This is a genomic window from Epilithonimonas xixisoli, from assembly GCF_004365655.1.
In the GTDB taxonomy this organism is placed as follows: domain Bacteria; phylum Bacteroidota; class Bacteroidia; order Flavobacteriales; family Weeksellaceae; genus Epilithonimonas; species Epilithonimonas xixisoli.
The window spans coordinates 134,474-154,767 of sequence record NZ_SOEO01000001.1 but is presented as its reverse complement, the minus strand read 5'-3'; the positions used below and the strand labels follow the sequence as shown (position 1 = coordinate 154,767).

General features: G+C 36.9%; 19 protein-coding genes. 6 read left to right on the top strand and 13 right to left on the bottom strand.

Annotated elements, in window-relative coordinates; genetic code table 11:
- The first annotated feature begins 77 nt into the window (after positions 1-77).
- From rplT to B0I22_RS00670, 3 genes are all read left to right on the top strand, one after another.
- Complete coding sequence (rplT, locus tag B0I22_RS00680) at positions 78-422, top strand: 50S ribosomal protein L20 (RefSeq protein ID WP_133942688.1); 345 nt, start codon at positions 78-80, stop codon at positions 420-422.
- Positions 423-501: 79 nt separating this feature from the next.
- Positions 502-1,680, top strand: a complete 1,179-nt coding sequence (locus tag B0I22_RS00675) for a M28 family peptidase (protein ID WP_133942687.1) — start codon at positions 502-504, stop codon at positions 1,678-1,680.
- A 120-nt stretch (positions 1,681-1,800) separates the two neighbouring features.
- Positions 1,801-3,066 carry a M20/M25/M40 family metallo-hydrolase gene (locus B0I22_RS00670; RefSeq protein WP_133942686.1) on the top strand — a complete coding sequence of 422 codons (1,266 nt, stop codon included), beginning with the start codon at positions 1,801-1,803 and terminating at the stop codon, positions 3,064-3,066.
- A 50-nt stretch (positions 3,067-3,116) separates the two neighbouring features.
- Here B0I22_RS00670 and B0I22_RS00665 read toward each other — a convergent pair whose 3' ends face one another.
- Positions 3,117-3,740, bottom strand: a complete 624-nt coding sequence (locus B0I22_RS00665; protein WP_246022120.1) for an alpha-ketoglutarate-dependent dioxygenase AlkB family protein — start codon at positions 3,738-3,740, stop codon at positions 3,117-3,119.
- A 9-nt stretch (positions 3,741-3,749) separates the two neighbouring features.
- Positions 3,750-4,526, bottom strand: a complete 777-nt coding sequence (locus B0I22_RS00660; RefSeq protein WP_133942685.1) for an XRE family transcriptional regulator — start codon at positions 4,524-4,526, stop codon at positions 3,750-3,752.
- Between the two features lie 61 nt (positions 4,527-4,587).
- On the opposite strand from B0I22_RS00660, the gene dinB reads away from it, so the two are divergent.
- Both dinB and B0I22_RS00650 read left to right on the top strand, forming a co-directional pair.
- Positions 4,588-5,736 (top strand): DNA polymerase IV, encoded by a 1,149-nt coding sequence (dinB, locus tag B0I22_RS00655; RefSeq protein WP_133942684.1) that lies wholly within the window; start codon positions 4,588-4,590, stop codon positions 5,734-5,736.
- 20 nt (positions 5,737-5,756) lie between these two features.
- A complete protein-coding gene (locus tag B0I22_RS00650) occupies positions 5,757-8,810 on the top strand; it encodes a DNA polymerase III subunit alpha (RefSeq protein ID WP_133942683.1) in 3,054 nt (1,017 codons plus the stop codon).
- 35 nt (positions 8,811-8,845) lie between these two features.
- On the opposite strand, the gene B0I22_RS00645 is transcribed toward B0I22_RS00650, so the two are convergent.
- The 10 genes from B0I22_RS00645 to B0I22_RS00600 form a co-directional block, all read right to left on the bottom strand.
- Positions 8,846-9,148, bottom strand: a complete 303-nt coding sequence (locus tag B0I22_RS00645; protein WP_133942682.1) for an ATP-dependent Clp protease adaptor ClpS — start codon at positions 9,146-9,148, stop codon at positions 8,846-8,848.
- Between the two features lie 12 nt (positions 9,149-9,160).
- A complete protein-coding gene (locus B0I22_RS00640) occupies positions 9,161-10,516 on the bottom strand; it encodes a hemolysin family protein (RefSeq protein WP_133942681.1) in 1,356 nt (451 codons plus the stop codon).
- A gap of 401 nt (positions 10,517-10,917) precedes the next feature.
- Complete coding sequence (gene atpG, locus B0I22_RS00635; RefSeq protein WP_133942680.1) at positions 10,918-11,790, bottom strand: ATP synthase F1 subunit gamma; 873 nt, start codon at positions 11,788-11,790, stop codon at positions 10,918-10,920.
- A gap of 79 nt (positions 11,791-11,869) precedes the next feature.
- Positions 11,870-13,447 (bottom strand): F0F1 ATP synthase subunit alpha, encoded by a 1,578-nt coding sequence (gene atpA / locus B0I22_RS00630; RefSeq protein WP_133942679.1) that lies wholly within the window; start codon positions 13,445-13,447, stop codon positions 11,870-11,872.
- A 17-nt stretch (positions 13,448-13,464) separates the two neighbouring features.
- On the bottom strand, positions 13,465-14,001 hold the full coding sequence (gene atpH, locus B0I22_RS00625) for an ATP synthase F1 subunit delta (RefSeq protein ID WP_133942678.1): 537 nt from the start codon (positions 13,999-14,001) through the stop codon (positions 13,465-13,467).
- Between the two features lie 5 nt (positions 14,002-14,006).
- Positions 14,007-14,507 (bottom strand): F0F1 ATP synthase subunit B, encoded by a 501-nt coding sequence (locus tag B0I22_RS00620; protein WP_185094383.1) that lies wholly within the window; start codon positions 14,505-14,507, stop codon positions 14,007-14,009.
- An 83-nt stretch (positions 14,508-14,590) separates the two neighbouring features.
- A complete protein-coding gene (gene atpE, locus B0I22_RS00615; protein ID WP_027384648.1) occupies positions 14,591-14,782 on the bottom strand; it encodes an ATP synthase F0 subunit C in 192 nt (63 codons plus the stop codon).
- 38 nt (positions 14,783-14,820) lie between these two features.
- Entirely contained in the window at positions 14,821-15,936 is a 1,116-nt protein-coding gene (gene atpB / locus B0I22_RS00610) for a F0F1 ATP synthase subunit A (protein ID WP_133942677.1), read from the bottom strand.
- Positions 15,937-15,996: 60 nt separating this feature from the next.
- The gene (locus tag B0I22_RS00605; RefSeq protein ID WP_133942676.1) at positions 15,997-16,368 is read right to left on the bottom strand and encodes a hypothetical protein; all 372 of its coding nucleotides are present in this window, start codon (positions 16,366-16,368) and stop codon (positions 15,997-15,999) included.
- Positions 16,352-16,603 carry an AtpZ/AtpI family protein gene (locus B0I22_RS00600; protein WP_133942675.1) on the bottom strand — a complete coding sequence of 84 codons (252 nt, stop codon included), beginning with the start codon at positions 16,601-16,603 and terminating at the stop codon, positions 16,352-16,354. The genes B0I22_RS00605 and B0I22_RS00600 overlap by 17 nt, the downstream gene beginning before the upstream one ends.
- 715 nt (positions 16,604-17,318) lie before the next feature.
- Between B0I22_RS00600 and ffh the strand changes: the two genes are divergently transcribed.
- Positions 17,319-18,683 carry a signal recognition particle protein gene (gene ffh, locus B0I22_RS00595; protein WP_133942674.1) on the top strand — a complete coding sequence of 455 codons (1,365 nt, stop codon included), beginning with the start codon at positions 17,319-17,321 and terminating at the stop codon, positions 18,681-18,683.
- 180 nt (positions 18,684-18,863) lie between these two features.
- Here the strand turns inward: ffh and B0I22_RS00590 are convergent, their stop codons facing one another.
- Positions 18,864-20,288: a SusD/RagB family nutrient-binding outer membrane lipoprotein gene (locus B0I22_RS00590; protein ID WP_133942673.1), complete on the bottom strand. Its 1,425-nt coding sequence runs from the start codon at positions 20,286-20,288 to the stop codon at positions 18,864-18,866.
- Positions 20,289-20,294 lie beyond the last annotated feature (6 nt).

Below are 20,294 nucleotides of genomic sequence, written 5' to 3'. Positions count from 1 at the left end.
GGGGAAAAATATCATTCATCAATTATCATTTATCAATTATTTTCGATTCCGCACATTTCAAAAAAACAATTTAAATTATGCCAAGATCAGTAAATTCTGTAGCGTCTAGAGCGCGTAGAAAAAAAGTAATGAAACAGGCTAAAGGTTTTTTCGGTAGAAGAAAAAATGTTTGGACTGTAGCTAAAAATGCCGTTGAAAAAGCAATGCAATATGCTTACCGCGGTAGAAAAGAAAAGAAAAGAAGTTTCAGAAGCCTTTGGGTAACTCGTATCAACGCGGGTGCTAGAGAGCACGGATTATCTTACTCTCAGTTTATGGGAGCTCTTAAGAAAAACAACATCGAGCTAAATAGAAAAGTTCTTGCAGATCTTGCAATGAATCATCCAGAAGCTTTCAAAGCTGTTGTAGATCAAGTAAAATAATTACAAATCTTTGTTATCAATATAAAATCCTGAGAAATATCTCGGGATTTTTTTATTTTTGCTGAAATTAATCAAAATAATGTTCAAAAAATATATTAGTTCACTAATTTTATTGACGTCTCTTCAATTTGTAGATGCCCAGAATTTTATTCAGGCTTATAAAGATAGAGCCGATCAAGTTTCTCAAACCAACATTAATACGTATTTGCAAGAGTTTGAAAACCTCGGTGTGAAGAGAACTGGAACAACGCAAAACACAAATGCCTTCAATTGGCTTAAGAACAAATACACAGCTCTTGGTTACACCACTGCAAATTTCCAGGAACACTCCTGGACAGCAAACAATCTTTCTTCCAAAAATCTGATCGTAACGAAAACGGGAACGCTTTACCCTAATAAATTTGTGATTGTATGTGGGCATTTCGATTCCATCAATGGTCCTGGGACTAATGACAACGGAAGCGGAACGTCTATCATTTTGGAAATCGCAAGAATTTTGAAAGATGTTCCAACAGATTATTCTATCAAGTTCATCCATTTTTCTGGTGAGGAACAAGGACTTTTGGGAAGCTCCAGATATGTGTCACAGGTCGTGAACGGAACCTCTCCGAAGATGGACATCAAGGTAGTTGTGAATCTGGATCAAGTTGGTGGACTGAAAAACAGAACCAACAACAAACTTTATCACGACAAAGACCAAAGTTCCCCATCGAGCAATAATGCAGCGGCGGCAATTGCGGTTCAGGAATTGGCAAATTGCACCACGCTGTACTCAACATTAGCTGTTGATTTTGATCCGGCAGAGAATACAGACTATGTTCCTTTTCAGCAAAATGGAGAGATCATCACGGGCTATTTTGAATATGAAGGTGGCTACAACAATCCTTATGTCCACACAGCAAATGACCTTTTGATAAATATGGATCCCGTTTATGTGAAAAACGTAGGCACAGCGGCAGTTGGAGCAATCCAACATTTTTCCGTGGCTTCTAAAACGACTTTAGCTGTGGACGAGACTTCAAAAACGTTGGAGTCTGTGCAGTTTTATCCTAATCCAGCAAAGCGTGTTTTAAATTTGAAAATGGATAATGCCTCAAAACATTTTACATTTGAATTGACCGATATGAGTGGAAGTCAGATTATCATAACAAAACAGAATACCAATCAGATAGATATTTCTAATTTGAAGCCTGGCGTTTATCTCGGAACTATCATCATAGACAATGAAAAAGTAACCAAAAAGATTATTATTGAATAAATTAATATCGATATTAACAATACAAATCCTAAGATAATTCTTAGGATTTTTTATGATAAATATTGGAAGATGAAATAGCACGAAAAAGTTTATATTTGTTCTTAATAAAAATTAGACTATATGTTTTTATCAAAAACCTATTTAAAAAAACTATCAACACTTTCTCTAATAGGAGTTTCTGCATTATATTTTTCTCAGGAAAAAACTTCTCGTTTAGAACAAGCCAATGAAAACAATTTAAAAAAGCACATCTATTACTTAGCTTCTGACGAATTGCAAGGCCGATTGACAGGTTCCGAAGGCGAGACAAAAGCCGCAAACTATCTTTCCGCCGAGTTCAAAAAATTAGGATTGAAACCTTATGAAGGAAAAGAATTCATCCAGAATTTTGAATACAGCGTCAAACTAAATCCACACGACGATAAAACATCTACACCTGTAAAAGGTAAAAACGTGATTGCAGTTTTGGATAACAAAGCTGACAAAACCATTGTAATCGGTGCGCATTACGACCATTTGGGACTTAATGAACATCACAATTCTACATTAGCAAATTCGGCTGGACAAATCCACAATGGTGCAGACGATAACGCCTCCGGAACTGCAGCAGTTTTGGAGTTGGCAAGAATGTTCTCTCAAAATAAAACAAAGGAAAATGCAAATTACGTTTTCGCATTATTCTCAGGCGAAGAAGATGGATTGATGGGTTCCAAGAAATTAGCAGAAACTATCAAAACCACCTATCCGAATACTGTTTTTATGATCAATATGGATATGGTTGGAAGACTTAATGATAAAAAAGATTTAACCGTTGGTGGTGTTGGAACCTCTCCTATCCTACCCGACTTGGTAAAAAAATATAAGCCGGAAGGATTTAATATCGCTTTGGACGAATCTGGTGTTGGACCAAGCGACCATACTTCTTTTTATTTGAAAGACATTCCTGTTCTTTTCCTTTTCACAGGAACGCACAACGATTATCACAAACCGACTGATGATTCGGACAAGATTAATTATTCTGGAGGAACAGTAATTGCAAATTATGTTTTTGATTTAGCGAATGCTTTAGGAAATGAAAAAGAAATTCCGTTTGTAAAAACCAAAGTTGTAGCAACCAAAGCAGTTCCGAAATATAAAGTAAGCTTGGGAATTATGCCAAATTATGCTGACAGTAAAGACGGGATGGGCATTGATGGCGTTATCGATAACAGACCGGCCGCCAATGCAGGAATCCTGCAAGGTGATGTTCTTACAAAAATAGGAACTTGCGAAGTGAAAGAAGTCTATTCTTATATGGACTGTCTCTCCAAAATAAAAGCTGGCGAAGAACATCCAGTGACTGTAAAACGAAATGGCGAAGAGAAAATCTTCAATGTGAAATTCTAAATAAACAAAAAACCGATTGACAATTCAATCGGTTTTTTTATATAATTTATTTACAACTCACGGATATTCCGAAAAGTCAAATTAATCCTAGGTTTCATTGGTCTGGTAGATTTCGCAATCCGATGTTCCCAATTCGTCTGCAAATCTCCTTTCATAATCAACAATGAACCGTGTTGAAGTGGCAAAGTATATTTGTTCTGATGATTATCCTTTTTCCGAAAATCAAAATTCCTCACTTGCCCAAAACTAACTGATGCGATGACAGGACGGTTTCCTAATTCGCTTTCCTTGTCGCGATGCCAAGCCACAGAATCATTTCCATCTCTGTAAAAATTGAGCAAAACAGAATTGAATTGATGACCCGTCAGTTTCTGGATTTTATATTTCAAGCCTAAAAGTTCCGGAGTCCAAGCATTCACACTGAATTCATTACCACCCAAATGATAAGATTTTTCATCGTCGCCGTACCAAGCTGTCAGACGTGGCGTCAGGACTTCTCTATCAAACATTTTTTGCGTGCTTTGTTTCCAAGGCACTGTTTCTATGAGTATTTTTTCGATTTCCGTTGCTCTTTCCTCAGACAAAAAATGTTCGGTATAATCCAATAACTCGGTCGGAAATTGGTAATATTCGCCTGCATCAAACAAACTGAGTTGCATCTCTGTACTGTACATTTTTAAAATTTATTTGGAATTCGAAACCTTGTTGTCCAACTCTTTGATATCTTTTCTGATTTCCAAAAACATATCTTTCAAATTATAATTATCAAAATTATCAGGTTCAAAATCTTCAGGAAAAATCCCCGACGCATATTGCCAGATTTCCACAATCTCGCTGAGCGGAATCTCATAAGGCTTGTAAAAAGAATTGTCCGCCGAAACCTCGATGGCTTTTTTCTTTTGACCTTTGAATCGTTTGTAAGAAATCCCATCATTCAAAGTCACAAAAACATAGCTTTTATTGACTTTCAAATCCTCAATATCTTCCACATATTTTCCGATGATGAACGAGCCATCTTTGAAAGGTGGCATAGAATCGCCTTGCGCAGGAAAAGCTCTGTATTTTCCATTCGTCAAAAAAGGCAATGATATTCTCTGAAGACTTTCGATATATTCCGGGTCGCTGTAACCTGACAAATAACCCATTGATGCTTTTTGAGGAATGATTTCGATGCTGTTATTTCCCAAATTATCAACTATGATTGGTAGGACGATTCTGTTGTCTGGTAGATTCATCATTTCTTCCAAAGGATACTTTCTAATATTCACTGTCAACAACAAATCGATGCTGATATGGAAGAACTTCGACATTGTAATGAGAACGTCATACGGCGGTTCAGAACGTCCATCTTCATACGAAACGTATCTCGACCTTGTAATAATTAAAGTATCTGCCAACTCTTGTTGAGTCGTCATTTTCTTTGCTCTCAAAAACCTGATGTTATCTGAAAAAATTGACATTGTTATAATTTGTAACAACAAATGTAATCATTTTGTTTTAAAATGTAACTAATTTTGTCACGTGAATCGAGCAATTGTACATATGGATTTGGACACGTTTTTTGTTTCCTGCGAAAGACTGAACCACTCAGAACTCAACGGAATTCCACTCATAATAGGTGGTGGCGACCGTGGCGTGGTGGCTTCTTGCTCGTATGAAGCACGGAAATTTGGTGTTCGTTCTGCGATGCCAATCAAAATGGCGCTCAGACTTTGTCCCGATGCAAAAGTGGTAAAAGGCGATTATGAGAATTTTTCTAAAATGTCTCATTTGGTCACAGAAGTGATTCAGGACAAAGTGCCATTGATGGAAAAAGCGAGCATTGATGAATTTTATCTTGACCTGACCGGAATGGACAAATTTTTTGGCTGTTATCAATGGACCAAAGAAATTGCATCAGCGGTGAAAAATGAAACTGGACTTCCGATAAGTTTTGCTTTATCTAATAACAAAACCGTTTCAAAAATCGGAACGGGAGAATCGAAACCTGAAGGGAAATTTCAAATCAGGGAAACAGAAATCCAGCCATTTTTGAATCCACTTTCCGTCAAAAAAATCCCGATGGTTGGCGATAAAACCTTTCAACTTCTTTCGAGAATTGGCGTACGAACCATTCACACACTTTCCGAAATGCCCGTTTTGGTCCTTCAACAAATGATTGGCGCAAACGGAAAAGAACTTTGGAAAAAGGCGAACGGCATTGATGAAAATCCAGTCGTTCCTTATTCTGAAAAAAAATCAATTTCTTCCGAACGGACTTTTGCAACCGATTCCATTGACGTTCTGGAAATAAAACGGTTGATTTCTGGAATGGCAGAAAAGTTAGCTTATCAATTGAGACAGGAAAAATGGCTGACTTCCACGGTCGTCATCAAAATCCGGTATTCCAATTTCGATACGGAAACCAAGCAACACAAAATTGCTTACACGTCTGCCGACCACACTTTGTCAAGGGTGGCGCTGGAACTTTTCAACAAAGTTTATACGAGGAGAATGCGAATCAGACTCGTTGGTTTGCGTTTCACAGATTTGGTTCACGGCAATCACCAGATGAATCTTTTTGAAGATACCGAAGAACAGATGAGCCTTTACCAGACGATGGATTACCTTAAAAACCGATTCGGAAAAGACGTGCTTGGGCGAGCTTCCGGTTATGATTTCGGTAAATAATTTTTTAAAATTTTAATTAAATGTATCTCAACTGTCATTCTTTTCACAGCCTTCGTTACGGCACTTTATCAATTGATGAATTAATTTATCAAGCTTCCGAACTTGGCATTAAAGAATTAGTTTTGACCGATATTAATACCGTGACGGCTATTTATGATTTTAAAAAAGTATGTGAAAAAGCTGGAATAAAACCGATTGCCGGTATTGAAGTGAGAAAAGAAAACAGATTACTTTACATTGCAATTGCAAAGGAATTCAGCGGAATTGGAGAAGTGAATAAAGTTTTAACTGAATATAATTGCGACGGCATTGAACTTTCTGAAACAGCACCAAATTACAATCAAGTATTTGTCATTTATCCAATTCAAAATATTCCTGAAACTCTAAAAGAAAATGAATTCATTGGAATCCGTGAAGAGGAATTAAATATTTTGATTCGACCGGAATTTAAAGATAGAATTAACAAAATGGTTGTTCTTCAGCCTATCACTTTCAGCACAAAAAAGGAATATAATCTTCACCGAATCCTAAGAGCGATTGACGGCAATACTTTGATTTCAAAACTTTCTGAAGATGACATTTGCAGAAAATCGGAATATTTCAAAGCGGAAATCGATTTAATAAAATCATTTGAACATTATCCACAAATCATTAATAACACTAAAAAAATTCTCGCTGAATGTAGTTTTGAATTTGATTTTAAAAAAGTAAGAAACAAACAGTCCTACACAAAATCAAAGATAACAGATGTAAAAATGCTCAGTAGATTAGCACATTTAGGATTAAAAAAAAGGTACGGTTTGAATCACGCAGAAGCGGAGAAAAGGGTTGAGAAAGAACTTAAAGTAATTGATGACCTTAATTTTTGCTCCTATTTCCTGATTACTTGGGACATTGTTCGCTACAGTAATCAAATGGGATTTATGCACGTTGGAAGAGGTAGCGGTGCTAACTCCATTGTGAGTTATTGTCTTGGAATCACAGACATTTGTCCCTTAGAACTTGACCTTTACTTTGAAAGATTCCTTAACCTTAACAGAAAATCACCACCTGATTTTGACATCGATTGGAGCTGGCAAAACAGAGATGACATATTGAAATATATTTTTAAACGATACGGAAAAGATTATGTGGCTTTTTGCGGAACGAATGTAGAATTTAAATATAAATCGATTTTCAGGGAAGTGGGAAAAGCTTTTGGTTTGCCCAAAGAAGAATTAGACGATTTGGCTGGGAAACCTATGGAAACACACGACAGAAATTCTATTGTAAAACTCGTTCAAGATTATGGGAAATTAATGGAAAAATTTCCAAATCAAAGAAGTATGCACGCTTGTGGGATTTTAATTTCAGAAGAACCTATCACCAATTTTACTGCTTTAGAAATGCCACCGAAAGGATTTCCTATTGCTCAATTTGATATGGATGTTGCAGAAGATATGAGACTTGAAAAACTCGATATTCTCTCGCAAAGAGGTTTGGGAACCATCAACGACACCGTAGAATTAATCAAAAAAAACAGAGGAATTGAGATTGATATTCGGGACACTACGATTTCGAAGGACGAATCTGTTTGTAATGAATATTTAGCGATTGGCAAAACAATTGGCTGTTTTTACATCGAAAGTCCTGCAATGCGTGGCTTATTGAGACGATTGAAATGTGATAATTATAGAATTTTGGTTGCCGCTTCCTCCATCATTCGACCAGGCGTTGCGCAAAGTGGAATGATGCGAGAATATATTTTCCGGCACAATCATCCGAATCAGTTCGAATATTTTCATCCGGTGTTTGAGGAAAATCTGAAGGAAACTTACGGCATTATGGTCTATCAGGAAGATGTGATAAAAATTGCTCAGTATTTTGGTGGACTTTCTCACGCAGATGGCGACATTTTGAGACGGGCGATGAGTGGAAAGGAAAGGTCGATTCAACAACTTAATAAAGTTAAAGACAATTTTTTTGCAAAGTGTAAAGAACAAGGACATTCGGAGCAGATGACTGCGGAAGCTTTCCGGCAAATTCAATCTTTTGCGGGCTATTCTTTTTGTAAGGCGCATTCGGCATCTTATGCAGTGGAAAGTTATCAGAGTTTGTATTTGAAGGTTTATTATCCGCTGGAATTTATGGTTTCGGTCATCAATAATCAAGGTGGTTTTTATCGGACGGAAGTTTACATCCACGAAGCCAGAATGTCTGGTGCCGATGTTCAGAATCCTTGCGTGAATAACAGCGACTATCAAACGATTCTCAAAGGAAAAGAAATCTATCTGGGTTTTATGGTTCTGCAATCGCTGGAAACAAAAGTGGCTCAACTTATTTCTGAAGAACGGGATAAAAACGGTGATTATAAATCATTAGAAAACTTTATCAAACGCATTCCGATTGGGATTGAAACCATTCAAATATTGATCTTCATAGGTGCGTTCAGATTTACGGGAAAGCCTAAAAACGAATTGTTGGTAGAAGCAAGATTGCTATTAATTAATTATAAAATTGAAAACAGAAATATTGCCCTTTTCGATGAACCAGCCAATGACTTTAAACTTCCGGAATTGAAACGAAAACAGTTTGAAGATGCTTTTGATGAAGTTGAAATTATTGGATTTCCTGTTTCGTGCAGTCCATTTGACTTATTACAAACCAAATTCCGAGGCAATGTTTTTGTGAAAGATTTGCTGAAGTTTCATAAAAACCAGGTCAAAATGCTGGCTTATTTGATTTCCAGAAAACACGTTCCAACCAAAAAGGGAGCAATGTTTTTCGGAACTTGGGTTGATCTGAATGGCGATTATTTTGACACGGCACACTTTCCGGATAGTTTGGAAAAATATCAATTTCAGGGTGGCGGTTGCTATCTTTTGCTGGGAACGGTGGAAGTAGATTATCATTTCCCGACCATTACAATTCATAAGATGGCAAAGATGCCGATGATTCCTGACCCACGTTATGCTTATGACAAAGAAAAGCAATATGATATCCACAAGCAAATCAGAGAAGATGTGAGTATGACTTCCCGAAAGCCCTATCCACAGGCTCACGAGATTAATTTACCGAGGCAGAAGTTCAGTTAAAACAAAAAAACGATCGCCAAAGCAATCGTTTTAATTTATACTATTTCGGAACTAAGACCTCTATCAAGCAATGCCTGATGCATTGGTTTTAATTTTTCAAGCGCTCCTGTTTTTACGGTGCATTTCCCTTTGTAATGAACCAGCATTGTGCATTGTTCTGCCTGTTCCAAGGTGTGTTCGCAGATTTCAATCAAACATTCGATTACAAAATCAAAGGTGTTGACATCATCGTTGTGAAGGACAATTTTATAAACTTCATCTTCCAGCTCCATCACCAATACTTCCTCTTCGTACTGGCGTTTTGGTTCGTCATAAGATCTGTTGTTGTAGATTTTCATAACGTTGTTTTTTTATTCAGTGATTTCGTCGGTAATATCTTCTAGAAATGGTTTATTGTAAATAAGTTCGACCAACTCTACACTTTTGTTTTGCATTTTCAAGATTTTGAAATGATAATTACCATATTCAAATTCTTGATTTTCTTCTGGAATATCTTGCAATTCATTCAAGATAAATCCTGCAAGCGTGTTATATTCTCCTTCTTCCGATGGCGGAATATTCTTAGGCAATTGCTCATTAATCTCGTCCAAAGGTTGAGTCGCCTTCACCCAATAAACATTGTCACCCACTTTATCTACGATTTTTTCTTCTTCATCCTCCTCATCTTGGATTTCTCCAACCAATTCTTCCAGAATATCTTCCAGCGTAATGATTCCTTCGGTTCCACCAAACTCATCGATAACGATCGCAATATGTTGCTTTTTCAATTGGAAAACCTTCAAAAGATCAGAAATCTTCTTGCTTCCAACCACAAAGAATGGCTCTCTCATAAAGCCTCTCAAACTCTCGTGAGTCACTTGGCCTTTGCTTTTGATATATTCTCTAATGATTTCTTTTGTGTAGAAAATTCCGATAATATTATCAATAGAACCTTCGTAAACAGGAATACGGGAATAGCCACTATCCATAATTTGGTTGATGATATCTTCTGGATCATCATTGATATCAATGGACGAGATATTCTGTCTCGTGATCATAATTTGTTTCGCATTGTGATCTGTAAAATCGAATGCATTTTTGATGATCTCGTAGTTTTCTTCTTCAATTTCTCCACTGTCTGCCGATTGTTTTACCAACAATTGTAATTCCTCGGTCGAGTGGATATCGTGTTCCGAAGCTGGAAATATTTTTATTAATTTCAAGAATGCGTTGGACAATGAGTTCATCAACCAAATGAATGGTCTGAACACATTGTAAAAAATGTGCAACGGATAGGAAATGAAAAGCGTTGTTGCTTCTGACTTCCTAATCGCAATAGACTTTGGAACCAATTCTCCGAATACGATGTGCATCACGGTGATCAATAGAAAACTACAAACTACAGAAATGGTGGTAACTGTAGCTTGGGCCAATTCAATATTCAGGGAATGGAATGTGGCTTCTATGATATGGTGCAATGCGCTCTCTCCTACCCAACCTAAGGCAAGGGAAGCAAGTGTAATCCCCAACTGTGTTGCAGAGAGGTAGGCATCAAGATTCTTGATGATGTGTTCCGCTTGTTTCGCTACTGTATTTCCCTCTGCCGCTTTGATTTGGATTTGGGAGTAACGTACTTTTACTATTGAAAATTCGGCGGCTACAAAGAAGCCATTCAGAAGAACGAGAAATAATGCTATGAGAAGTTTGACTAAACTATCAGAATCCATTTAGATGTTGTTATATACAATCTTTGCAAAGATAGATAAATTTTTTAACTTCGATTTAGATGTTAGAAGTGAGATTTTAGAAGTTGGAGAAAAACAATATTTCGGAGCTTCGCACCTTTACATAAACTTGATAAATTATTCTTCTACCTATATTTCGAAGCTTCGTTTCTTTCAACAAAGGTCGATGAATATTGAATGTCTAAACTTTGCGAAGCTGCAGCCCGACTTGAACGGAGCTCATTTTTTGTGGCTGGAAAAGCAAAGGCGAAAAATAGCGGGAGTGGAAGGCGGAAATAGCTGCCCAAATTATTAAAATACAAACCGCCGTAAATAATAAAAAGCACTGAAGTTTGACCCTCAATGCTTTTTATAACTAACTACTAACTTTAACTTTATCTTTATTAACTGTTCTTGAGCGCTTCTGCTCCGGAAACAATTTCTAATATTTCGTTGGTGATGGCTGCCTGTCTTGCTTTGTTGTAGAAGATTTTTAAATCATTTCTAAGTGCGTCTGCATTGTCGGTCGCCTTGTGCATTGCTGTCATCCTTGCACCGTGTTCTGATGCTACGGAATCCAAAATTGCTTTGAAGATCTGAGTTTTGATGGATTTTGGAATCAACACGTCAAGAATCTCTTTTCTACCCGGTTCGAAGATATAATCTACATTGACATCTGCTGAGCCAGTTTTCTCTTCTGTAGCTGATGAAATTGGCAAAACCTGCTCTGTCACTACCTCCTGCGTTGCTGCGTTGATGAATCTGTTGTAAACAACATAGACTTTATCAAATTTGCCTGCTTTGAAGTCTGACATTACTTTCCCAGTCATATTTGAAACGTGATCGAAAGAAAGATTGTCGAAAAGTGAACTGTGGTTTTCGTAAACTGTTTTGTTTCTTCTCACAGCATCAAAAGCCTTTTTACCTACTGTCAAAACTTCTATCTCTACATTTTCATTAGCTGAAAACTGGATATTAAGTTCCTTGATCACAGATGAGTTGAAAGCTCCTGCCAAACCTCTGTTGGAAGTCACGGTGATGAAAAGTACTTTTTTCACTTCTCTTTCCAATGCAAATTCCGAGATGTTCTCTGCATCAGACGCCGCACTTACATTTTGTATGATCTCCTGAAGTTTTTCAGAATAAGGTCTTAGCATTACGATCGCATCTTGCGCTTTCTTCAGTTTCGCTGCGGAAACCATTTTCATAGCGCTTGTAATCTGCATCGTAGAAGATATAGATGTAATCCTGCCTCGTATTTCTTTTAAGTTTGCCATTCTTTAGCTCAAAGATTATTGTTTGAAAAGTTCAAGGTTTCAAAACTTTTAATTTTGAATCCTTGAACATTGAACTTTTTTAGTTGTATTTCGCAGAAAGTTCTGTCGCTACTTGCTTCAAAACGCCAGTCAATTGATCATCAATTTTCCCGGACTTAAGAGCTGCCATTACTTCTGGATGTTTGTTTTTCAAGAAATCCACATATTCTACCTGGAATTCTTTTACCTTTTTGATAGGGATGTTTCTCAATAGATTCTCAGTTCCTGCGTAGATCATCGCAACTTGATTTTCTACCGGAAGTGGAGAGTTCACTGGTTGCTTCAAAAGTTCCACGTTTCTTTCTCCTTTTGAGATTACCGCCATAGTAGCAGCATCCAAGTCAGAACCGAATTTAGCAAACGCTTCCAATTCTTTATATTGAGCCTGGTCTAATTTAAGAGTACCAGAAACTTTTTTCATTGATTTGATCTGTGCATTACCACCAACTCTGGATACAGAGATCCCAACGTTGATCGCCGGACGAACTCCTGAGTTGAAAAGGTCTGTCTCCAAGAAGATCTGACCGTCTGTAATCGAAATTACGTTTGTCGGGATATATGCAGAAACGTCACCAGCTTGAGTTTCGATAATTGGAAGCGCTGTCAAAGATCCGCCACCTTTTACCAATGGCCTTAGAGATTCTGGCAAGTCATTCATCTGAGCTGCAATCGTATCATCTTTGATGATTTTAGCCGCTCTTTCCAACAATCTTGAGTGAAGGTAGAAAACGTCTCCTGGATAAGCCTCACGTCCCGGTGGTCTTCTCAATAGTAGAGAAAGCTCACGGTAAGCAACCGCTTGTTTTGAAAGATCATCATAAACAATCAATGCTGCACGACCAGTATCTCTGAAATACTCACCGATAGATGCACCAGCCATTGCAGAATAAACCTGCATTGGAACTGGGTCAGAAGCATTAGCTGCAACAATTACTGTATAAGCCAAAGCACCTTTGTCCTCTAATGTTTTAACGATCTGCGCTACAGTTGAAGCTTTTTGCCCAATTGCAACATATATACAATATACTGGTTGCCCAGCATCATAGAATTCTTTCTGATTGATAATGGTATCGATAGCCACAACTGTTTTACCAGTTTGTCTATCACCAATGATCAACTCTCTTTGTCCTCTTCCTACAGGAATCATAGAGTCGATAGCAACGATACCAGTTTGAAGTGGTTCTGTTACCGGCTGACGGAAGATAACTCCCGGCGCTTTTCTTTCCAATGGCATTTCGTAAAGTTCTCCTTGGATAGGTCCTTTACCGTCGATAGGATTACCAAGAGTATCTACAACTCTACCAAGCATTCCTTCCCCAACTTTGATAGAAGAGATTCTGTTTGTTCTTTTTACAGTATCACCTTCTTTTACCAATTTGGATTCACCAAGAAGTGCAACCCCAACATTATCTTCTTCAAGGTTAAGAACGATACCTTCAACTCCAGCCTGGAATCTTACCAATTCTCCGTACTGTACGTTTTCTAAACCGTAAACACGAGCAATACCATCCCCTATCGTAAGAACAGTACCAACTTCTTCTACGTTAGATTGAGTATCGAAATTTGCTAATTGCTGCTTCAGTATCGCTGATACTTCTGCCGGATTTATTTCTGCCATTATATGGTTGTTTTTTCTTAATTAAGTTGAAATTCTTTTTTGATATTGCCAAGTTTTGTTCTTACTGATGCATCGATCTGCTGATCTCCCACTCTCAGGATATAACCTCCCAAGATCTCTGGTTTTACAATAGTTTCTAAATCATAGTTAGAAACATTTACCATTTTGGAATCCGTAATAATCTTTTGAATATTTTCTTGTGATAAAGGAGAAGCTGTTACCAAAGAGATACGTTGAGTTCCATTGATATCTTCTACTTTATTGATGAATTCCTGAGCGATATTTCTAAGCTGAGATTCTCTGCCTTGTTTGATGACCAAACGGATGATGTTCTTAGAAACCTGAGAGAAATCTTTGAAGATCTCCAAAGCGATCGCTTCTTTCTTTTTTGCATCAATGATTGGTGTATTCACAAACTGATTCAGTTCTTTGGAAGAAGACATTATTTTCACAATATCCTTCATCTCACCGAAAACAGCATCTGTGTTACCAGACTCCTGCGTGAAATCCAATAGACCTTGAGCGTATCTTTTAGCTACTTTAGATGTTAACATCCTGATTAGTTAAGGTTAGATTTGTTAAGAATATTTTCTACCAAAGCGTTTTGCGCGCCATCGTTGTCCAATTTCTCTTTAAGGATATTTTCAGCGATGCTTACAGACAAAGTTCCGATCTGAGTTTTGATGTCTGCCATAGCAGCATTTTTCTCAGTTTGGATAGATTGTCTAGCTGCTTCGATCATTTTTTCGCCTTCAACTTTAGCGCTGTCTTTAGCTTGATTTACGATTTTATCTTTCATATCTCTAGCTTCTTTCAAGATACCATCTCTCTCAGCTCTGGCTTCACGAAGGATTCTTTCGTTATCCTCTTTCAACTGGGCCATTTCTTGTTTAGCCAATTTAGCTTGATTAAGAGCATCGATGATAGATGTTTCTCTCTCGTCTATTGATTTAAGAATTGGTTTCCAGGCAAACTTTCCTAGTAAGAAAAGCAAAGCTAAAAAAATGATGGACTGGATGATAAACAATCCTGATGAAAACTGATGAAGTAATTCCATTATATCGTTAGATTAATTTTTTTTGAAAATTTTTAAATATAAAACATTGCTACAGCCAACCGCTGTAACAATGTTTGTTTTTTGGCTTATGATGCGAACAACGCAGCGAAAGCAACACCTTCTACAAGTGCAGCAGCAATAAGCATAGCAGTTTGGATCTTTCCAGATTGCTCTGGTTGTCTAGCGATCGCTTCAAGAGCAGCAGCACCAATTTTTCCAAGACCGATACCTACACCTAGTACAATAAGACCTGCACCAATAATTCTAGGAATTTCCATAATGTATATAATTTAAAAATTGTTTTATTCTAATTTAATTAATGAGCGTGATCGTGATCGTGCTCCTCCACTGCCATTCCGATAAACAAAGCGGAAAGCATTGTGAAAATATAAGCCTGCAAAAATGCTACTAAGACTTCTAATAAATAAATAACCAATGTCAGGAACGGAAATGCAACACCTGCAATCCAGTTCTCGAAAATATAAATCGAACCGATTAACGTCATTACAACGATGTGACCTGCTGTCATATTCGCAAAAAGACGAATCATCAATGCAAATGGTTTTGTCAAAGTTCCCAACAATTCGATTGGCATCATAATAAACTTCATTGGTACAGGAACGCCCGGCATCCAGAAGATATGTTTCCAGTAATCTTTCGACCCTGAGAATGTTGTGATCAAATAAGTTAAGATTGCCAAGAAGAATGTAATCGCAATGTTACCAGTTACGTTGATTCCGAAAGGCATCAAACCTAAAACGTTCAAGAATAAGATGAAGAAAAATACAGTTAACAAATAACCCATAAATCTCTTGTACTTATGTCCGATGTTTGGAATAGCAATATCGTCTCTAATGAAAATGATCAATGGCTCAAGGAATTTCGCAGCACCAGATGGCACCAAAGATTTCTTGTAAGATCTCGCCATTCCTCCGAAAAGAAGCAACATTACAATTGCAACGATGATAATTGTCAAAACACTTTTTGTGATAGATAAATCCAAAACTCTTTTCTCCGTTGGGTGATGAGCTTCATCTAAAGTCAAAGTTCCTTTTGAGTCTGTTCTGTAGATTTTTTCGTGGTGAAGTGTGTAGAATTTACCGTTACTTTCTACTGGAGAACCGTGGATGAACTCGTGTCCATCTACGCCTTTCGTATTACTCATAAAAGTATGAAAACCTTCATCGTAGATAATAATTGGTAATGGAAAACCGATGTGATGACCATCTTTCACCATCAATGCAACGTCGTGAGCATCCAGAATATGATGATCTACAAATTCCTTCACTACTTTCGCTCTCTCATCTTTTTCAGAAAGTGCAGGCGTTTCAGTCACAGGCTTACCGTGTTGGTTTTCAACAGTTTCGTGTTGAGCGAAAGCCGTTGCAAACGTGAATAAACTGTAAAATAAAATTGCTGTTTTCTTTAGCATCGATAGATTTTTTTTTCGTTTTGCAAAAATAGACTATTTTTTTGCTTTGGAAGAATAATTTTACTGTTTTTTGTCATAATTAATTAACTGTATCGCATAGTACGTTAGCAACGCAGTTAGAACAAAATATGGAATGATAAAATGGAATTTGAAATTGGGAATCTCATCAAAATGAAGCTTATTTTTAATCAAATACATCAAGCCGAATTTAACCAAAATAAGTCCCAAGACAGACATTCCCAGAAACTGAGGAACTGTCCTATTGATAATCAAAAGCAACGTAATCATCATCATAAAAATAACGCTCAGGAAGAGATAAAACTTGATGATTGTGACTTCTTCCAAATGGAAAACGAACTTCCAAATCGCGAAATGAATAATGAATGTTAAGAAAAATATGACACTGATGACGATGTTACTTTTGTTTTTCATTTTCTTCTTCTTTATTTAAAATTTCGAGTCTCTTCAATGTTGTGTATAATGAAAGACAAAGTCCGCTGAGTCCAATGACCAAAACCAAAACATTGGAGCCGGTTTCGAAATACAGGTCCAACTGATGTCCACCCCAAAATGAAATCCCAATGATGAACAACATCTGGAAAACCACGGAAGAATATTTCCCATATTTCCGCAATGCATTCGAAGGATTGTTTTGTTTGTCTTCCAAAATTTGATTTTTGCAAAAGTAAACATTTTAAGTTTGAAGTCTGAGGTTGGAAGATGGAAGATTATGATTCGATGTTTTGAAAAGAAGATTAGTTGATCTAAATCTTGTTAAGAATATTATCGTAAATTTAAAACCGCAGAGCGGTGAACCGTTAATAGAAACCAATGATCACGACACGCAAAGCTCCGTAGGAGCGACCTGTTAAAAGCATTTGGGAAATCAAAATATATTTCAATGAATACATCTGTGTAATACTGATCTTAAAATAATTAAAGCAATCTGAAGAAATACTATTTTTATATTTAAATTAAAAATGAATGTCTTTATAGGTCGCTCCTCTGGAGCTTAGATTATCATTGGTCAATTTATTTCTATTAACAGGTCGCCTTTACAAGGCTTTCTTTTTAATTTAAAATTCCTAAATCGAACCGAGTTTAAAAAACAAACATTATACATTTAGACAAAGTTCGTTTTATATTGAATCTGCAGCCCGGCTTGAGCGGAAATCCTTTTTTGCGTGAACTCGGGTTCTATTGAAAAGGAAATCGTCTGCAAAAAAGATTGGGAGCGGAAGACGGAAATAGCTGCCCAAACCTTCAGGTTCGACGGAGTCAAATAAAATAAATGATAAATGTTGATTGATAAGTGATGACTGACTCTGTTCCCTTTGCTTAAATTTTCTTATTTTTGCAACCTTAATATATTACACAAAGTTATGTTCAACAGTTTACAAGATAAGCTAGATAAGGCGCTTCATAATATTTCCGGTCGCGGAAAGATCTCTGAGATCAACGTTGCAGAAACTGTAAAAGAAATCCGACGTGCACTCGTAGATGCCGATGTGAACTACAAAGTTGCAAAGGACCTAACGAAACGCGTGCAAGATAAAGCGCTGGGACAAAATGTTCTCACTTCTCTTACGCCAGGACAATTGATGACGAAAATCGTTCACGACGAATTGGTGGAATTGATGGGTGGAAGCCAAGAAGGAATCAACCTTTCTGGGAAACCAAGTGTTATTTTGATTGCTGGACTTCAAGGTTCTGGTAAAACGACTTTCTCCGGAAAATTGGCAAATTACCTGAAACAAAAACGAAGCAAGAAACCACTTTTGGTGGCTTGTGATGTTTACAGACCTGCGGCAATCGATCAGCTGAAAGTTCTTGGTGGACAAATCAATGTTGAAGTTTATACGGAACTTGAAAATAAAAATCCAACTTCTATCGCATCCAACGCAATCAACTACGCAAAATCGAATGGTTTTGATACAGTGATAGTGGATACGGCTGGACGTTTGGCGATTGATGAGCAGATGATGATCGAGATCAAGTCAGTTCATAGCACAATCCAACCGAATGAGACTTTGTTCGTTGTAGATTCTATGACGGGTCAGGATGCGGTGAATACGGCGAAAGCGTTTAATGATACGCTAAACTTTGACGGTGTTGTTCTTACTAAGTTAGATGGTGATACGCGAGGTGGAGCCGCTTTGACGATTCGTTCTGTTGTAGAGAAGCCAATCAAATTTATCTCAACTGGAGAAAAAATGGAAGCCCTAGATCTTTTCTATCCGGAAAGGATGGCGGACAGAATCCTTGGAATGGGAGATGTTGTGTCTTTGGTGGAAAGAGCTCAGGAACAATTTGATGAAGAGGAAGCGAAGAAACTTCATAAGAAAATTGCTAAGAATGAATTTGGTTTTGATGATTTCTTGAAGCAGATCAATCAGATCAAAAAGATGGGTAATATGAAGGACCTAATGGGAATGATCCCAGGTGTTGGGAAAGCGATCAAAGATGTGGACATCAATGACGATGCTTTCAAACACATTGAAGCTATCATCCATTCTATGACGCCAGATGAGAGAAGAAGACCTTCTATCATCAATGTTTCAAGAAAACAAAGAATTGCGAAAGGTGCTGGAAGAAAATTAGAAGACGTAAATGCATTAATGAAACAATTTGACCAAATGGGGAAAATGATGAAAATGATGCAAGGCCCTCAAGGTAAACAAATGATGCAAATGATGAGCAAAATGCCGAATATGCCAGGAATGGGTGGTGGATTATTCGGTAAGTAAAAATCACTCATAGCAATTAGCTTTTGGCGATTGGCTTAAAAACTTTTACTTATTTTTCAAGTACTTAATTATAATAATACAAACCCCTGAGAAGATTTTCTCAGGTGTTTTTTGATGAAAATTTCAGACATAAAAAAACCCGCAAGATGCGGGTTTTGATATTTAGAATGAAAACTAAGTTTAGTTTTTATCCCAAAATAGTTTAGTTTGCTGGTTATCACCTCCAATAGCTTGAGATGCTTGCTCAAGATTAGAAGCATTAAGTCTAGACTCTCTCACAGGATATGTAAATCTATTAGGAACAGAGTTACCTGTAGCAACTGGAAGTCTAAGTCCTGGAGCATCATACATTCTCCACGCTGTCCAAGCTTCTATTCCTCTATTATACATCGCAATCCAAAATTGTTTACCAATTTTTTCTTTCCAATTACCAGAAGCTGTTGCATAATTTACATTAGGTCTAGCTAAATAAGTAGTAATATCTTCAGCAGATAATCCCCAATATTCCATACTTGCTGTAATTCCTTGATTGTAATATTGCTCCGCAGTCAAAGGAACATTATATCCTCTTTCCTTTGCATCTGCCATTAAAAATGAAATCTCAGAAAAATCAAGAAGATCTCCTTTCAAATCTGGTGTGAAAAATACCTTTCCAATATGCGTAAATGCAGAGTAGTTGTTAAAGTCTCCATAAACACCACCTATGTAGGGCGTTTTATTATTATCAAAATAAACGGTTCTTCTAGGATCTTCCAGATCATTTAAATAATCTACAAATGTATCTGACGGTAAAAAATCTTGACGTCCACTAAGTACAAGATCAGCATAAAGAGGATTTGCATTAACATTGTTATTTTCATAACTTAACGTAAAATTATCTGCATTAGAAGAAAACAACCCTTTAGAAATTGCATTTTCAGCTTGTTGTTTTGATAATGCAGGATCAGCATCTGCTAATCTCATTGCAAGCCTGAATTGTAAAGAAGCGGCCAGCTTTTTCCATTTAGCAATATTATTTGAATAAATAAAATCATTATCAAAAGCCTTAGAAGCAGTATCAAAATTACTATAAGCTGTATTTACTTTTAACAAAAGATCTTTGTAAATTGTTAAGGCGTCGTCATAAGCAGGAGCTGTATTCTCAGTCCCAAGATGTGCTTGAGAATAAGGAACGTTCCCAAATGTATCTACCAACTGCTGCCAAGCAACTACTTCTACAATTGTAATAGCAGCATCTTGATTTTTCTTTTGACCAGCCAATAAAGAAGGATCTTGATTAACAGCCTCTTTAGCTTTTTTCAAATCATAAAGAACATCGGTATAAAGTCTAGTCCAATAGGTATCGGGAATAGCCCTGTTGCGGATATTATAATTTGTTTCAGTAACATATTGAGTCTCTGTCCAATGTTGAGCAACAAGTCTAAATATATTATTGTTTACACTTGTACTACCCATTTGATCAAAAAGTCTTTTAACACCATTGGTGTAAAGAAAATTACCCGGAACAAATGATGGATTTTTTGGATCAGTATTTAAATTTGCATAATCATCATCCGAACAAGCGAATAAAGAAAATGCTGCTATTGCTATAATTAATTTTTTCATTTTTTC

Excerpts from the sequence above, each read along its gene's own strand:
- B0I22_RS00640 (WP_133942681.1), bottom strand. The coding sequence starts at position 10,516 with ATGGATTCTGATAGTTTAGTCAAACTTCTCATAGCATTATTTCTCGTT.
- B0I22_RS00605 (WP_133942676.1), bottom strand. The coding sequence starts at position 16,368 with ATGAAAAACAAAAGTAACATCGTCATCAGTGTCATATTTTTCTTAACA.
- B0I22_RS00660 (WP_133942685.1), bottom strand. The coding sequence starts at position 4,526 with ATGTCAATTTTTTCAGATAACATCAGGTTTTTGAGAGCAAAGAAAATG.
- atpB (WP_133942677.1), bottom strand. The coding sequence starts at position 15,936 with ATGCTAAAGAAAACAGCAATTTTATTTTACAGTTTATTCACGTTTGCA.
- ffh (WP_133942674.1), top strand. The coding sequence starts at position 17,319 with ATGTTCAACAGTTTACAAGATAAGCTAGATAAGGCGCTTCATAATATT.
- B0I22_RS00670 (WP_133942686.1), top strand. The coding sequence starts at position 1,801 with ATGTTTTTATCAAAAACCTATTTAAAAAAACTATCAACACTTTCTCTA.
- B0I22_RS00650 (WP_133942683.1), top strand. The coding sequence starts at position 5,757 with ATGTATCTCAACTGTCATTCTTTTCACAGCCTTCGTTACGGCACTTTA.
- rplT (WP_133942688.1), top strand. The coding sequence starts at position 78 with ATGCCAAGATCAGTAAATTCTGTAGCGTCTAGAGCGCGTAGAAAAAAA.
- B0I22_RS00675 (WP_133942687.1), top strand. The coding sequence starts at position 502 with ATGTTCAAAAAATATATTAGTTCACTAATTTTATTGACGTCTCTTCAA.
- atpG (WP_133942680.1), bottom strand. The coding sequence starts at position 11,790 with ATGGCAAACTTAAAAGAAATACGAGGCAGGATTACATCTATATCTTCT.
- B0I22_RS00590 (WP_133942673.1), bottom strand. The coding sequence starts at position 20,288 with ATGAAAAAATTAATTATAGCAATAGCAGCATTTTCTTTATTCGCTTGT.
- B0I22_RS00645 (WP_133942682.1), bottom strand. The coding sequence starts at position 9,148 with ATGAAAATCTACAACAACAGATCTTATGACGAACCAAAACGCCAGTAC.
- atpA (WP_133942679.1), bottom strand. The coding sequence starts at position 13,447 with ATGGCAGAAATAAATCCGGCAGAAGTATCAGCGATACTGAAGCAGCAA.
- atpH (WP_133942678.1), bottom strand. The coding sequence starts at position 14,001 with ATGTTAACATCTAAAGTAGCTAAAAGATACGCTCAAGGTCTATTGGAT.
- B0I22_RS00665 (WP_246022120.1), bottom strand. The coding sequence starts at position 3,740 with ATGTACAGTACAGAGATGCAACTCAGTTTGTTTGATGCAGGCGAATAT.
- atpE (WP_027384648.1), bottom strand. The coding sequence starts at position 14,782 with ATGGAAATTCCTAGAATTATTGGTGCAGGTCTTATTGTACTAGGTGTA.